At 25.8% G+C, this 15994-nt stretch carries 15 protein-coding genes; 11 read left to right on the plus strand and 4 right to left on the minus strand.

The annotated features are described in order from the left end of the window. Positions 1-24: 24 nt before the first annotated feature. Positions 25-375: a MazG nucleotide pyrophosphohydrolase domain-containing protein gene (locus tag AACH12_RS00875; protein WP_338536203.1), complete on the plus strand. Its 351-nt coding sequence runs from the start codon at positions 25-27 to the stop codon at positions 373-375. Beyond that, positions 350-757 carry a P-loop NTPase family protein gene (locus AACH12_RS00880; protein WP_338536204.1) on the plus strand — a complete coding sequence of 136 codons (408 nt, stop codon included), beginning with the start codon at positions 350-352 and terminating at the stop codon, positions 755-757. Before AACH12_RS00875 ends, AACH12_RS00880 begins: the two co-directional genes overlap by 26 nt. A gap of 106 nt (positions 758-863) precedes the next feature. Here the strand turns inward: AACH12_RS00880 and AACH12_RS00885 are convergent, their stop codons facing one another. Continuing rightward, positions 864-2168: an IS110 family RNA-guided transposase gene (locus AACH12_RS00885; protein WP_338534762.1), complete on the minus strand. Its 1305-nt coding sequence runs from the start codon at positions 2166-2168 to the stop codon at positions 864-866. 351 nt (positions 2169-2519) lie between these two features. Here AACH12_RS00885 and AACH12_RS00890 point away from each other — a divergent pair, with 351 nt between their 5' ends. The 5 genes from AACH12_RS00890 to AACH12_RS00910 all read left to right on the plus strand — a co-directional run bounded on the left by AACH12_RS00890 (position 2520) and on the right by AACH12_RS00910 (position 7669). Next, positions 2520-3362 (plus strand): MBL fold metallo-hydrolase, encoded by an 843-nt coding sequence (locus AACH12_RS00890; RefSeq protein WP_338536205.1) that lies wholly within the window; start codon positions 2520-2522, stop codon positions 3360-3362. Between the two features lie 119 nt (positions 3363-3481). Continuing rightward, complete coding sequence (locus AACH12_RS00895; protein ID WP_338536206.1) at positions 3482-4033, plus strand: GNAT family N-acetyltransferase; 552 nt, start codon at positions 3482-3484, stop codon at positions 4031-4033. Between the two features lie 89 nt (positions 4034-4122). Then, positions 4123-5856, plus strand: a complete 1734-nt coding sequence (locus AACH12_RS00900) for an SWIM zinc finger family protein (RefSeq protein WP_338536207.1) — start codon at positions 4123-4125, stop codon at positions 5854-5856. A 15-nt stretch (positions 5857-5871) separates the two neighbouring features. Further along, a complete protein-coding gene (locus AACH12_RS00905; protein WP_338536208.1) occupies positions 5872-7008 on the plus strand; it encodes a plasmid pRiA4b ORF-3 family protein in 1137 nt (378 codons plus the stop codon). A 241-nt stretch (positions 7009-7249) separates the two neighbouring features. Continuing rightward, positions 7250-7669, plus strand: a complete 420-nt coding sequence (locus tag AACH12_RS00910; protein ID WP_338537322.1) for a membrane dipeptidase — start codon at positions 7250-7252, stop codon at positions 7667-7669. A 184-nt stretch (positions 7670-7853) separates the two neighbouring features. Here AACH12_RS00910 and hgcB read toward each other — a convergent pair whose 3' ends face one another. Beyond that, positions 7854-8141: a mercury methylation ferredoxin HgcB gene (gene hgcB / locus AACH12_RS00915; protein WP_338536209.1), complete on the minus strand. Its 288-nt coding sequence runs from the start codon at positions 8139-8141 to the stop codon at positions 7854-7856. After that, positions 8141-9223 (minus strand): mercury methylation corrinoid protein HgcA, encoded by a 1083-nt coding sequence (gene hgcA / locus AACH12_RS00920; protein ID WP_338537323.1) that lies wholly within the window; start codon positions 9221-9223, stop codon positions 8141-8143. The genes hgcB and hgcA overlap by 1 nt, the downstream gene beginning before the upstream one ends. A 640-nt stretch (positions 9224-9863) precedes the next feature. Here hgcA and AACH12_RS00925 point away from each other — a divergent pair. Genes AACH12_RS00925 through AACH12_RS00940 form a run of 4 tightly spaced genes read left to right on the plus strand, consistent with a single transcriptional unit; the run spans position 9864 to position 15494 of the window. Beyond that, positions 9864-10277, plus strand: coding sequence for a (deoxy)nucleoside triphosphate pyrophosphohydrolase (locus tag AACH12_RS00925; protein ID WP_338536210.1), 414 nt, complete (start codon positions 9864-9866; stop codon positions 10275-10277). After that, positions 10268-13204 carry a DEAD/DEAH box helicase gene (locus AACH12_RS00930; protein ID WP_338536211.1) on the plus strand — a complete coding sequence of 979 codons (2937 nt, stop codon included), beginning with the start codon at positions 10268-10270 and terminating at the stop codon, positions 13202-13204. The genes AACH12_RS00925 and AACH12_RS00930 overlap by 10 nt, the downstream gene beginning before the upstream one ends. A 52-nt stretch (positions 13205-13256) precedes the next feature. After that, positions 13257-13586 carry a nucleotide pyrophosphohydrolase gene (locus AACH12_RS00935; RefSeq protein WP_338536212.1) on the plus strand — a complete coding sequence of 110 codons (330 nt, stop codon included), beginning with the start codon at positions 13257-13259 and terminating at the stop codon, positions 13584-13586. Beyond that, positions 13587-15494, plus strand: a complete 1908-nt coding sequence (locus AACH12_RS00940) for a DUF2075 domain-containing protein (RefSeq protein WP_338536213.1) — start codon at positions 13587-13589, stop codon at positions 15492-15494. A 111-nt stretch (positions 15495-15605) separates the two neighbouring features. Here the strand turns inward: AACH12_RS00940 and AACH12_RS00945 are convergent, their stop codons facing one another. Beyond that, positions 15606-15968 (minus strand): HIT family protein, encoded by a 363-nt coding sequence (locus AACH12_RS00945; RefSeq protein ID WP_338536214.1) that lies wholly within the window; start codon positions 15966-15968, stop codon positions 15606-15608. Positions 15969-15994 lie beyond the last annotated feature (26 nt).

Below are 15994 nucleotides of genomic sequence, written 5' to 3' on the forward strand. Positions count from 1 at the left end.
GGTATCACAATAAGGAGGGATATTATGAAGGATTTGACGATACAAGAAACTTTGGAAATGTCAAAGAAATTATGGGAGCAAAACAAAGAGACATGGTCACCTATGACTCCAGAGTATGGACGTGATTTCATATTATATATGGTTGAAGAGATTGGTGAAGTAATTTCAATTGTTAAGAAAAAAGGTGAAGATAAAATAATGAATGATGATCTAGTACGTGAGCATTTTGTAGAAGAGATGTGTGACGTTTTAATGTATTACTCAGATGTTTTAAATAGATTTAATATAAGTAGCGAAGAAGTAGCAAAAAAATATTGTGAAAAATTTGAAAGTAATATGTATAGAGACTATGCTAAAGATCACAGTGAAAGTTGAGAAAAGGATAGAAGGATTAAGAAATGAGTTTGATAAATTTGATAATTGGATATTATCAGGATCTTTATGTGGTTGGGGAAATCCACTAATACCTTGTTTTGATTTAGTAATATTTTTGAAATTGCCACCTGAAGTAAGGATGAAAAGATTAAGAAATCGTGAAAAAGGAAGATATGGAGACGAAATTAAAATAGGCAAAAGCAGATATCAAAAATATGTAGAATTTATGGATTGGGCATCTAAATATGATGAAGGTGATGAAAATATCAGAAGTCTCGTTTTACATAATAAATGGTTAGAAGAAATTAATTGCCAAATGCTTAGAATAGAAGAAGACATAGATTTAGATGAGAAAGTAAAAAAAATAAATAAGACCAGCTAGTAATAGTCAAGTAATTTAATAAAAAAAGTTCTTATTAAAAATGAGCATACTAAATAATGCTCGAGTAAAAATGAACATTCAATATTATTTACTGTAAAAATATTTATTAAGCAGCAACAGGATTATGAAGTTTAGATTCTAAAAACATCCTTTTGTGGACGAGTGGATTTCTAACTTCATATGGTTTTTGATTTTTTAGTATTGAAAAAATATAGCGAAGTAGTTTATTCATAACAGCTACAAGTTTAACTTTTTTCTTTTTCTTATCAAGGGCTATGTGATAATATTCATACAAAACAAGATTTATTGGCTTTTTATTTTTACTTGTACGTATTGAAGCAAGAGCGACTGTGTACAAAGCTCTTCTACCTATAGCAGTACCACGTTTGGACATTTTATTGCGATCACCGCTAAAATTGCCAGATTGATTAACGCTAGGATCTACACCGAAAAAAGCTACAAGTTGTTGAGGCTTAGAAAAATTATTAATATCACCCATTTCAACTAACAAAGTAATTGCAGTTATATCACCAAGACCTTTGAAACTTTTAAGAAGATTAATATTTTGTTTAAATACTTCTCCAAAAGAGGCATTGTCAATATATTGGTGAATTTCATCTACAATATTTCTAAGTTGATTTGTATAAAAATCAAAACTTTCGCTAAAACGTATTACTTTAGATTCAAAAAGCAAGGGAGTAATACCAATGATATTGGCACTATTAGCGATTTTTATAAGTTTGTTATATTTATTATTAGCCCAACTAGAACCACGTCTTGATGACTTTGTTAGAAGTTCAATAACAACTTTGGGCTCAGCGTTAAGAAGATGTTTAGGTGTTGGATATTTTCTAATAAATATTAAAGGTGTCTTACCTGTTATATTAGCAAATGCATTTTGAAGTCCTGGATAGTTAATATAAATATTATTTGAGAAAGTTTTTTTCAAATTTGCCTTTAAATCAACAACTTTGTAATACTCACGAACTAGGAGTTTAAGGTGTAAAAACTCCTCACTAGTGAATGTTGAAGTCTTTACATTATCAAATTTACAAATTTTTGCGATGGAAAGAGAATCTAATTTATCAGTTTTTACTTTTCTTATGTTCGAATTCTTGTTAGAATTAGTTATCAGAGGATTTATTACATGTATATCAATCTGATTTTTAACAAGAAAATGAAGAAGAGTAAGATGATATATTCCCGTGGATTCGCAAAATACTTTGGGACTATCGTTAAACTCTTCTTCAATTTTTTGTAGAAAAAGAAGAAGTTTATTGAAGCCCCCAAGTGTATGGCTAATTTTAAGGTTCTTACGGAATACGTCGCCATTAGGTTTTAAAGCAGTAACTACTGAAAAATTAGCAGCAACATCAATGCCTACAACAGGCAAATGGTAATAGTTAGACATAAAATAACCCCCATTTAAAATAATAAAGAGTAACAATAATTAGTGAGTCAATTAACCTTGTAAGTGACACGAATAATTCTCTAATAATATTTATGATCAAAGAGAAATTCAACCAGCTAAATCAAAGAATCTCACAATAATGCAAGCTTTGTTACGAATATAAACTCAAGAAATGAGTCATTCAAGGAGAAGACGCATATACTCTTTATGAGATAACTATAATAGAAAAATTACAGTATGTTAAGTGGTTGAACTTATTTTTAATCACAAACAATATAAATGAATTAGGTAAGAATATTCGCAAGAAACTTAAGCAATATTTCTAACCTAATTATACAAGAGGTGAATATTATGAAATTTGAAATTATAGGCAGCGGCGGATGTGTATCACTACCAAAGCCACTTTGTGAATGTAAAATTTGTAGAGAAGCAAGACTTAAAGGTAGACCATATTCAAGGTTTGGTTGCTCTCTATTTTTGCATGATATAAATTTACTAGTAGATACGCCAGAAGATATTTGCCATGCAATAAATATGAGCACTATTAAAGAAATCGAAAATGTGCTTTTTAGTCATACTGATCCAGACCACGTTTTGGGTTTTAGAGTTTTTGAGCAGTTACGTTTAAACTGGTTTGGTATTTCAGAAGGAAAAGAGTGTGAAAATCCAATTAGTGTTTTTGCAATGGATCATGTACTAGAAGATCTTAATGAAATTAAATCAAAGCACGGTAGATATTTTGATTACTACGAGTTAGTTAGAAATTTAATAAAATGTGAATCAGTAAGTGAAAGTATAAATATTGATAATATAAAAATTTCATTTGTAAGAATTGAGAGTGCAACTGTATTTGTATTTGAAGAGGGTCATAAAAAAGTGATTTATGCGCCTTGTGATGTGAAACCATTTCCTAAAAGTGATCTATTTAATAATGCAGATATATTAATTATAGGAAATACAATAGTTGGAGAAACATTAAAAAATGGGTATATTCTTTCTGATGATAGTTTTCTAAAAAAAGATTTATTTAGTATGGATGAAATTGTTGGACTGAAGAAAAAATTTAATATTGATAAAGTTATTGTAACTCATCTTGAAGAAGACTGGGGAAAATCATTTGATGATTATAAAGAGTTAGAAAGTAAATATGAAAACATTGAGTTTGCCTTTGATGGAATGAAAATACTTGTATAAAATGACTATTTGAATCTAGATCAATTACTACTACCCTTAAAGATGTTATTTAGAATTTATTTTATAATTATTTGCACAGCATAATCAGATAAAATATTATTAATAGAAAAGAGGCAAAAATGATTGATATAAAAGTTGAAAGATTAATTGAATCAAATATTTCAGAATTACATAATTTTTTTCAAGTTACACTACTAGACACTTTTAAGAGAGAAGTTGATTCGGGATATGAAGAGGATGTAAAAGAAGAAGTTGAAACAAAAATGAAATATCTTAAAGAAGATTTAGATTCTAATGGAGAACTTTGTCATTTTATTTTAGCAAAATTAAACAATAAAATCATAGGAACAGTATGTTATCGTCCTTATGACAATTTAATTACTAAGTGTTCAAATGGAAAATATAAAGATGAAGGTGCAGTTGGAACAGTCTACATTCTTCCAGAGTATCAAAATATGGGAGTTGGAAGTAAATTAATGCATGCTATTTTAGATTATATCAAAAGTATTAATATTGAAACTTTTTGCTTGGATAGTGGTTTTAAAATAGCACAAAAATTTTGGATAAAAAAACTAGGTGAACCTCAACTTATAGTGAAAGATTTTTGGGATATTGGTTATGATCACTATATTTGGAGAGTTGAAGTAAAGAAAGTAATTAATAACTTTTAGTCTTTATGGTGTAGGAATATATGATATATGTGAAATAGATAATAAAGAAGTTGATTTTTTCTTATAAAAAGCACAAAAAAGAGGTGAATATGAGTATAAATTTATATGAATATTTTAGTGATGTGATAATTGATAGAGCATATACTTATTATATGATGGATAGAATTGTTGAACTTGAAAACAATAATAATAACTTTTTAGCTAAAGTAATAGGAAATGATATATATAAGGTAAATGTGATCCTAGATAAGTCTAATTTGATAACTGATATGACGTGTAATTGTCCTTATGCAAAAAATGGATATAATTGCAAACATATGGCTGCGGTTATTTTTAAAATTCATTATGATATAATGAACATTTTAAGTAGCAAAATTAATGAAATAAATCTTAAAGAAAATGACGAATTAAAATTAGATGAAAAAGAAAATATACTTAATATTTTAAATGATATTAATCAAGAAGAACTAAAAAAAATTTTACTAGAAATATTAGCTTCTAATGATGGAATTTACAAAAAATTTGAAAGTCGGTATATAAATAAATATAAAGGCGATAAATATATAAATTATAAAAGAAAAATAGATGATATTTTTGTATATCAAGAAACAGAGTTAGAAGATGATGAATATGATACTTGGAATTCATATCTTGGAGGATACAATAATAATGATTATTATGTAGAATACAGTGAAAAATTTGTTGAAAACATAAAAATAGTTTTAAATTCAATAAATGAGTTGATTGAAGAGGATATATTTTTAACGCTTAATATTATTAAATATTTGGTAAGTAAATTTTATCAAAATGATTCAGTCGGTAGTGACGTGGTATACGAAAAAATAGCACTAATATTACATACTACATTAAACAAATGCGAAAATGATAAAAAAGTAAAAGTGTTAAAGGAATTAATAGAGATAATTGATATTTGTGATAATAGTTCATTATTATTAGAATTAGTTGAAGTTTTTACGATTTCTTTTTTAGAAATTGAATATTCAAAAATTAAATTAGATTATTTAGAGAATAGAATATTAATATCAATTAATGAGTATGGAATTGAAGAAAATTTAGATTTATTTGTATGGGTTAGAGCGAAAATCAATATATATTATCAATTAAATTATAGCAATGAAATGATAATAGAAGAGTATAAAAAATATTTAGCTAATTTTAATATAGGAATGGAACTAATAAAATACTGTAAAAATCAAGAAAATTATTTAGATGCAATTACGAACCTTAAAATTTTAAGAAATAAAGCAAAAAAATTTTATAATAAAAAGATTGCTACTTTTAATTTAGTTGATCTATATGAGAAATCAAATAATATTCATAAAACAAAAGAAGAATTAAAAAGTATATTATTTACTTATGATATTGGAAATATAGAAAGCTATAAAAAATTAAAAAGTATGCATTCTAAGGAAGACTGGAAAATAGAAAGTGGAAATATTATATATATAATAAAGGGAAAAAACCATATTAAAGCATTAGATTTATACGTATATGAGAAAATGTATAAAGACTTATTTGATAGTATTACTCAAATTGATGATATCGAAATACTTATTAAATATGAAATATATCTAAAAAAATTATATCCAATAGAAATACTCAATATTTATGAGAAAAAAGTATTGAAAATGGCTACTTTTACAGATGGAAGAAATCATTATAAAAGAATGGCTAATTTAATAAGTAGAATGGGAAAATATCCAAATGGAAATGAAAAAATAAAACAATTAGTAGATACTCTTATCGGTAAATATTCAAGGCGAAGGGCAATGAAGGAGGAATTATTAAAAGTACTAAAATAAAAAATGGAGGATTAGATGTTAATACAATGTACAAAGAAATTATTAGATCAAATGAAAATAAAACCAGAAATAAAATTGCCAGTTGAAGAAAATGAATTATTTTCATGGCATGCAAATTTAATTAAATTCAATAGAAAAAACACTGTAGTTCTTGTAAATGATAAAAATAGATACATTATTGTACTATACGCTTTAAAAGCAAAAGATTTTAAAAATTTAGATAAATTAATAATAAATGCTATAAAAGAAACATTTTTAGATGAATGTATAAAAGAAGCAATAATAGACTCATTATTAGAAAGTTCAGGTAGTATTATATATACTAAAACAAAAAATAGAATTTCGATAGCTAGAATGAATCAATCTATAGGAATCGTAAATCATTTTGAAGATTTAGTTAATGAAAATAGTAAAAATCAAAGCGAAATAAATAAACAATTAGGTTATTTTATTGTTGGAAAAGGTAATGATGATTATTTACATCCTAAAGAAGAACTTATTAAAAATTTAGAAGAATTTTCTAAACAATCTATCTTTGAAACAAAAGCATTTGTGGTAAAAATAAAACTAGATTTAGACAATCATAATGTATGGAGAAAGTTAGTTATTCCATATAATACTACTTTCTCTAAATTGCATGAAATACTACAAATTGTTTTTGATTGGCAGGATTATCATTTACATGAGTTTTGGGTTTTTGGTGAAGATAAGGATAAAAATATGAATACAAAACCTAATAATTCTGCACATACTTTAGAATCTTATAAACCAATAGTAAATCTGGTTTATAATGAGGAATCACTTGATTATGGAGATGAAAATTTAACAAAACTTGACATAGGATATAAACTATCAGAGTATAACTGGGTAAAAATTAAGTATATATATGATTTTGGAGATAATTGGGTACACTTTATAGATATTGAAGAAAAATTAGAAAAATACGATAAGAATTATCCGATTTGTTTAGATGGCGAAGGATCTGCACCACCAGAAGATGTGGGTGGTAGCTATGGATACGACGAATTCCTTGAAATTACAAATGATAATAATAACCCTAAGCAAGAAGGTATGTTAGAGTGGGGCAAAAGTTTAGGATATGGAGAGTTTAACATAGAAGATATTAATAGTAAACTGAAAAGGATTAGGTAGAAGATGAAGTTAGAGAACTCTCATTTATTTAAATTGAAACAGTTTTAGAATTGTTTAAGAAATGTTTAATGGATATGAAAAATATTATGTGAACTGGATAGGAGGGGGCATTTAGAAATAGATTAATAGCTATTTCTAAATGCCCTTATGTTTATTATGTTCTTTAAATTGAATAAAAAATATTGCTATATTAATTGGCGAAAATTGTTATAGCAGGATTAAAGGTATCAATCAATTTAGAATTTCCTATGCATATTCAAGTGCAACTATTATTGCTTCTCATTCAAATGCAAGAAATATTAATAATATAAGAAGAAATTTAACTGATAAACAGATCATTGCAATATACAAGAGAAATGGAATTATTGGAATCAATGCAAATAAATCCATTATTATGAAAGATAAAACTAAACAAACAGTCAATACATTATGCGATCATATTGATTATATAGTAAGTAAAAGTTCAGATAAAAATGTAGGATTTGGGTTTGATTTATGTAATAAATTTTATGATAACTTAGATAATATAGATTTACTAAAAGACCATAGTGAAGCTTACTTAATAGTAGTGGAGCTAATTAATAGAGGCTACTCTGATGCAAGTATTAAAAGAATTGTTGGACTTAATTTTTATGAATTGCTTTTGGAAAATTTAAAGTAGAAACTATACCTTAGCGTCAGAAAGGGATGTGATGCTAGATATATTACAAGTTATATTAAATTAAATAGAAAAAATTAAGCTATATAAAAATGTAAATTTAAAAAATAGTATTTTAGTTTTAAAAACCAGCTCAAAATCAATAATAGGAGAAACGCTTCCAATAATGATTTAGAGCTGTTTTTAATCAACAGCAAGAATCTTTTTTAATAAATTTTGATAGAAATTTGTTTCTTTTTATAAATCCACTAATAATAGCACTCGCACATCCTACACCTTGGTCTACTTCAATGGCATTACTAGGACAATTCATCATACATGCTCCACATTCAATACAAGAATCTATTTTATCAAGAACAGCTTTATTATTTTTTATTATAAATACTCTATGTGGACAGACTTCATAACATTTTTTACAACCAATACATTTATTTGCATCATATTTTAAGCTTACAACATTATCTAAGTATTTCATTAAAACACCTCCAATAATAAAGCGATAACTATGACAAATATGCTAAGTATTCCCAAAATGCTTAAAATTGGTACAGCCTCATTCATTTCTTTTTTTACACCTGAAAGAGATGTAAAGGTAGATGAACCAGTAAAATTAAGACCTATATAGGATATTAAGACAACTGAAATTATGCTATTACCTATAGAAAAAAGGCTACAGCTATTATAAGAAACTAAAAATATAATATTAAATAAAACACCTAATATAAAAGCTCTTTTATAAAACATTCTAAAGGGAAGGTATGGTAATAATGCTGGAAATAGAATTGTTGCAGTTATAAGAGTTAAAAAATAATGATTAATTAATTTTAGCGACCTACTTAAATTAAAACTAGGTATTATAAAAGTTAATATTAATAAGCTTATCATAGCGATTAAAAAATATTTCATACCAATAACTAGTTCTAAAGTAGAAACTTTTAATCTATCAAAAAGATTAAATGTAACTTTCCTTATGTTTTCATCAGTTTTATATCCATTATTGATGTAATTTTTTAAGTCTTTAATATGAATAGGACCATATTTAATAGTAAAACCTGTAATTTCTTTTACAAGATGACTTTGTATACCTGGTGCACCTAGTTGAGGAACAATAATATTTTTGTGGTTAATATGCCTTTCAACATTAAACTTTTCAAGTGAATATATTAGCTCTGCTGAACCAAAAGAACCTTTACCGGCAGCACACCATACATTTACTCCATCAGTATCTAGTAGTAAAAGCCATATATTTATGCCTTCTAGAGAATTCCTTACAATATCAAAAGTTAATTTATAATTGCAAGTAACAATTAAATTATCATTTTCACTAGGACTACCGATGGCGTATAAGCCTGGTTTCACCTTATGGTCTTCTCTGTGAAAACCAAGTCTAACACCAATATTCCCTATTTTATCTTTTGCACTTAAATATGTATCAATGATTTTTATATCATCAATAACACCTTTATAAAGATGTTTTATATTTACATCGCTGATATCTTGATGTTTTAAATTTTCTACAGCTTTTTTAATAGTTTTTACATCATACCTTGATGCTATATCATTAACATCTCAACAGGGTGCTTTTTTTACCATATCAAATTCCATTGTAGTCCTCCATTTGTTTACATATTTTAAGATAAAAAATTCATTCTAAAAACATTTACTTTGTTTGGTTTCTAATTGATTATGTTTTATAAGCTTCGGTGGGAGTAAAAACTCCCTCTGAAGCTAAGAAATTTATTTATTATTAGGAGTTTAAGTATCTCAAATACATTGTAATATATAAAGCGCTATATAGATATCAAATTTTGCTTTTTATTAACTTTCGATTTGGATTATGCAGATAAATCGATGGTATATAAAAAGAATGTTATATGAAGATGCAGATAGATTAGTAGCATATAAAAAGAAGATACTAAAACAATGAATAGGGATTTAAAATTTACACTTCAATGATGTTGATGAATTAAAGTTAATAAAAATAAATTATTTTTAATTATAGAAAAATTAGAACAAAATAAATATTGAATTTATTAAAACCGGACACTATTTCCAAATTATTACAAATTGCAATATATTATTCAAAGGGGTATAATTAAATTGTTGTATTTAGGTATTTAATGACAAAATAGTGGAATTGAATTCTGAAAATAATGGTATAAAATTTTTATAGAGGTCTGAGTAAAGGAGAAAATAATTGAAGCATTTAACCGTAACGGCTGCAATATTAGTAAATAACAATGAAATATTATGTATGCAAAGATCATTTAATAAATATGATTATATTTCATATAAATTTGAATTTCCTGGTGGAAAAGTAGAAAAAAATGAAACTTTCGAAAATTCTTTATCAAGAGAATTAAAAGAAGAAATGAATTTAGATATTGATGTAAAAAAGGATCAATTTTATGAGACTATTAATCATAAGTATCCTGATTTTTCAATTACAATGCATTCTTATATGATTTATATAGATAAGAGAGAATTTGAATTAAAAGAGCATAAATCTTTTGTTTGGTTAAAAAAAGAAGAGTTATTAACACTTGATTGGGCAGAGGCTGATATACCAATTGTAAATATGTTAATAAGAGGAGAGAAACAATGGCAATAAGAGATGAAATTAGTAGAAGTCTCACTACGGGATTTATTGATAATGGTGAAGTTTCTCTAGAGAAATATAGACCAAAACTATTAGTTAATAATCATATAAAAGGTCAGAAAGTATTAACAAGCATAATTAGGGAACTTAATTTATGTGATGAGTTCTTTTTTTCTGTAGCTTTTATTACATATAGTGGATTACTAGTTCTACTAAATACTTTAAAAGAACTTGAATCAAAAAATATAAAAGGTAAAATAATTGCATCTCAATACTTGAATTTTACAGAACCTAAAGCATTAAAAAAATTACTATCATTTAAAAATATTGAACTTCGAATGGTAGTAGATGAGGCCTTACATGCTAAGGGATACATATTTAGAAAAAACGATCATTATGATTTGATTATAGGAAGTAGTAATTTAACACAAAGTGCATTAAGTACAAATAAAGAATGGAATATAAAAATATCATCAATGGATAAAGGTTCTTTAATAATGGAAACTGTTTCTGAATTTAATAAGACTTTTGAAAATGGAGTTAAAGTTGATGATTTATGGATTGAAGAATACAGTAAAATATATAAGTTTACTAAGGCAAGGAAAACATCAGATGAAAAATCTTTACTAAATGTTAGTGAGGAAAATCCTGCCTATAATATAAATAAAAATCTAATTCCTAAAATAAGTCCTAATGCAATGCAAGTTGAGGCACTTAAAGGTATAGAGAAAATCAGAGAACTTGGAGAAAAAAAAGCACTTCTTATCTCTGCAACTGGTACTGGTAAAACATATCTTGCTTGTTTTGATGTAGCAAAAGTGAATCCTAAAAGATTACTTTTTTTAGCTCATAGAGAGCAGATATTAAATCAATCTATTGAAAGTTTTAAGAGAGTTTTAGGAAATAATATAAGCGTAGGTAAGGTAGGTGGTGGAAAAAAAGAATTAGATAAAAGATTTATTTTTTCTACTATACAAACTATGTCTAAGAAATATTTACTTAAAGATTTAAAAGAAGATTATTTTGATTATATTGTAGTTGATGAATCCCATAGAGCAGGAGCTAAAAGCTATCAAAGGATACTAAGTCGTTTTGATGCTGAGTTTTTATTAGGTATGACAGCTACTCCAGAAAGAACAGATGACTATAATATTTGTAAAGATTTTAATTACAATATAGCCTATGAAATTAGATTAGAAGAAGCTATGAGAGAAAATATGCTTTCTCCATTTCATTATTTTGGAATTACAGAGTTATTTATAGATGGAAATGAAATAAGAGATCAAAGTGAATTTAAATACTTAATTAATGAAGATAGAGTTAATAATATAGTTGAAAAAATAGAATTCTATGGTTTTCAAGGTGACTATGTAAAAGGATTAATATTTTGTAGTAGAAATGATGAGGCGCAAGAATTATCAAATATGTTTAATAGAAGAGGATACAAAACAACCTCTCTTAGTGGATCTAATACTCAGGAAAAAAGATTGAGTGCTATAGCGTGTTTAGAAGATGAAAACGACGAGAATCACTTAGACTATATATTTACGGTTGATATTTTTAATGAAGGTGTAGATATTCCCAAAATTAATCAAGTTGTTATGCTTAGACCAACGAGTTCAGCCATTATATTTGTTCAGCAACTAGGTAGAGGACTAAGAAAAGCACATAATAAAGATTATGTAGTAGTATTAGATTTTATTGGTAATTATAAAAATAATTTTATGATTCCAATTGCCTTGTCAGATGATAGAAGTTTTAATAAAGATACAATAAGAAGATTTGTGGCAGAAGGAAATCGTATTATTCCAGGAGCTAGCACTGTAAATTTTGATGCAATATCTAAAAAGAAAATTTATGATTCTATTGATAAAACAAATTTTTCAAGTGTAAATTTCATAAAAGAAAGCTATAAAAATTTAAAATATAGGCTTGGAAGAATACCTTCACTAATGGATTTTGAAGAGCATGATTCATTAGATGTTGCTAGAATATTTGAAAACAAATCATTAGGTTCTTATTATAAGTTTTTAAGCAAATATGAAGCAGAGTATTTAATTAAGCTAAATGATTTGCAAATAAAATATATAGAATTTATCTCAGTTAAATTAGCGGTAGGTAAAAGGCCACATGAACTTATTGTTATAAATGAAATATTAAACAATGAAAAAGATATTTTAAATAGTTTAAAACATAAATTAATTGAAGAATATAAAATAGATGTAAAAGAAAAAACCATAGTAAATGTAAGAAACGTCTTAACAAATGAATTTGCTACTGGAAGCTCAAGAAAAACATATGAAAAATGTATGATTTTAGAAAATAACAAAGAAACTTATATTGCCTCAAAAGAATTTTTAAAGCAATTAGAAGATACAAACTTTAAAAATATTGTTAAAGAATTAGTTGATTTTGGACTATATAGAAATAAGAAATATTACGGCAAGCCTTATAAGTCAACTAGTTTACAATTATATAATAAGTATTCATATGAAGATGTATGTAGACTACTTGAGTGGGAGAAAAATGTAGTTTCTTTAAATATAGGTGGATATAAATACGATGAAAAATCTAAAACTTATCCTGTATTTATAAACTATCATAAAGAAAATACTATAAATGATTCTATAAAATACGAAGATAGATTTGAAACAAGTTCAAGATTAGTTGCAATTTCTAAGTCAAAACGAACACCAGAATCTAACGATGTTAAAACTGCATATAATGCTGAAAAGCTAGGCGTTTCAATGGAATTATTTGTACGTAAGAATAAAGAGGATAAGGGTTCAAAAGAATTTTATTATCTAGGTAGAATGAATACTGCTGGAGAACCTAAACCAATTAAAATGAATGGTAGTGGGTTAAATGCTGTGGAGATTGTGTATGGTTTAGAGACTGGGGTTAGGGAAGATATTTTTGAGTATATTTGTGAGGGGTAGGATACAATTAATTTGTAAAAAAATATATATTAGATATGAAAGGAAAATATAAATGGATAAATTGGCGGAAATCACAAAAAAAATAATAGATTTTAGGAATAAAAGGAATTGGAAAAAATTCCATACAACTGAAAATTTATCAAAATCTATATCAATAGAAGCAGGAGAATTATTAGAGCATTTTCAGTGGGGAGATGATTACAATAATGAAGAAATTTCAGAGGAACTTGCTGATATTTTGATTTACTCAATACTCATGGCAGAATCAATTGATGTAAATATTTTTGATATAATTGAAAAAAAATTAATTAAAAATGAAAAGAGATTTCCTGTAGATAGGGTATATGGAACTAGTGGTAAAAATACTAAGGTGATAGAATAAATGATAAAATTTTTTAAATCTGAATTAAATAAATCGTCACTAAATAGTATTAAGGAATATGAATATGGTGTTAATTGGCCAGTCGTGTATATATTACAAGGGAAAAAAGAAGCGTATGTGGGCGAATCAACAAATGTATTAAGAAGAACCAAAAATCATTTGGATAATGAGGATAGAAAAAATTTAAATCTTATTCATATTATATCTGATAATGAATTTAATAAATCTGCAGCATTAGATATTGAATCAAAATTAATTGAATATATTTCTGCAGATGGCAAATATAAACTTCAAAATAATAATAGAGGATTAAGAGAACATAACTATTATCAAAAAAGCAAATATGAAGATAAATTTAAAGTTATATGGGATGAATTAATTTCTATGAAATTTGCCAATAATAAAATTATTGATATTGAAAATAGTGATTTATTTAAATTGTCACCATTTAAAGTTTTAACAGAAGATCAAGTAGATATTGTTGATTCTATAGAAAACTCTATTAAGAATAATTATACTTCAAATCATATTGTACAGGGAGAACCAGGTTCAGGAAAAACTATTTTAGCGGTTTATTTAGCAAAATATCTACTTTCAAATGGTGATAATAGCATTGAAAAAATTGGTTTAGTTGTACCTATGGTATCGTTGAGAGGTACTGTTAAAAGAGTTTTTAAAAAAATTAAAGGTCTAAATACATCAATGGTTATAGGACCTTATGATGTAGCAAAAACAACAGATAAATATGATTTGCTGATAGTAGATGAAGCTCATAGGTTGACACAGCGAAAAAAATTAAGTAATTATAGAGCGTTTGATTTAGTTAACGAAAAACTAGGCTTTGATAAAAATATAGGTTCACAACTTGATTGGATACTCAAAATGTCTAAACATGTAGTTCTTTTTTATGATAGAAATCAATCAGTAAAGCCTTCAGATATTAATATTGATAAATTCAGTAATATGAATGCTAATAGGTATTATTTAAAATCTCAGTTTAGAGTTAAAGCTGGTATAGAGTATACAAAGTATATTGAGAGTATATTAAAAAATACTGTAAAAAATAAAATTGAATTTATAAATTACGATTTACGATTATTTTATGATGTTAATGAGATGATAGAATTAATTAAATCAAAGAATTCTGAAGTTGGTTTATGTAGAAATATTGCTGGATATGCATGGAAGTGGGTTTCAAAAAAAGATAAAACTAAATATGATATTTTTATTGAAAATTATAAATATCGATGGAATAGTACTAATTTAGATTGGATAAACACTGAGAATGCGATTGATGAAATTGGTTGTATTCACACAGTTCAAGGTTATGATTTAAATTATGCTGGTGTAATTATTGGTCCTGAATTAGCAATGGTTAATGGAGAAATAAACTATATTGAAAAGAATTTTAGAGATTTAAATACAAAAACTTCTACATTAACTGTTTCAGAAATGAAAAACTATATAATTAATATCTATAAAACGTTAATGACTAGAGGGATAAGTGGTACTTATATTTATGTTTGTGATAATAATCTAAGAGAATATTTTAGTAAATATATAAACAAATATTCTATAAATATCAATGATAGTAATATATTGAATATCGAAATTTTGAATAAATATAATTTTGTTGTAAAAGAAATTTTGTTTCCAAATAATAAATATATTTCTTTTGTTGCTGAATCAAAAGAAGCATATTTACATAATCATTATAATCAAATAGTAAAATTGATTGCTGAAAAATTGATTAAACTATTTAATAATTTTGATTTGAAAGAAATAAATAATAATAAAATAGTAGATGTTAAAAATCAAGTTGAGATTATTCTAAAAAGTAAAAATATTAAATATAAATCGGATGCACCTTACAGATTGATAAATGAGTATATTTTAATAATTAATTGATTTAATATTTTATAAAATGAAATTAAAAGAGTCATCCTTCAATAATCAAATAAAATTATTGAATAATGACTCTTTTTTATTTTTATAAAAAAAAACTCTAATCCTCACCCTTCAATACCCCATCCTACTAGGAATAACCCCTCTAACTCCACCTTTTGGATTTTCTAAATCACCCTTATACCTTGGAATTAGATGTATATGTAAATGCATAATACTTTGACCAGCTACTATTCCATCGTTTATTCCAATATTATAGGCATCGGGTTTAAAAGCCTTGTCTAGTAAAAGTTTCATTTCATCTAGCAATTCAAATAGATCATCTTTTTCTTCTTTTTGTAATTCAAAGAATGAAGATATATGTCGCTTAGGTATTATTAAAATATGACCTTTATTTACTGGAAATTTATCATATATTGCATATGATAAATTTGTTTCTTTAATTTTATTTAAATTAGAACAAAATATACAATTCATAGCTAAACTCCTTAGTATAACTTGAT

Source organism: Helicovermis profundi (assembly GCF_033097505.1).
GTDB classification, from domain to species: domain Bacteria; phylum Bacillota; class Clostridia; order Peptostreptococcales; family Acidaminobacteraceae; genus Helicovermis; species Helicovermis profundi.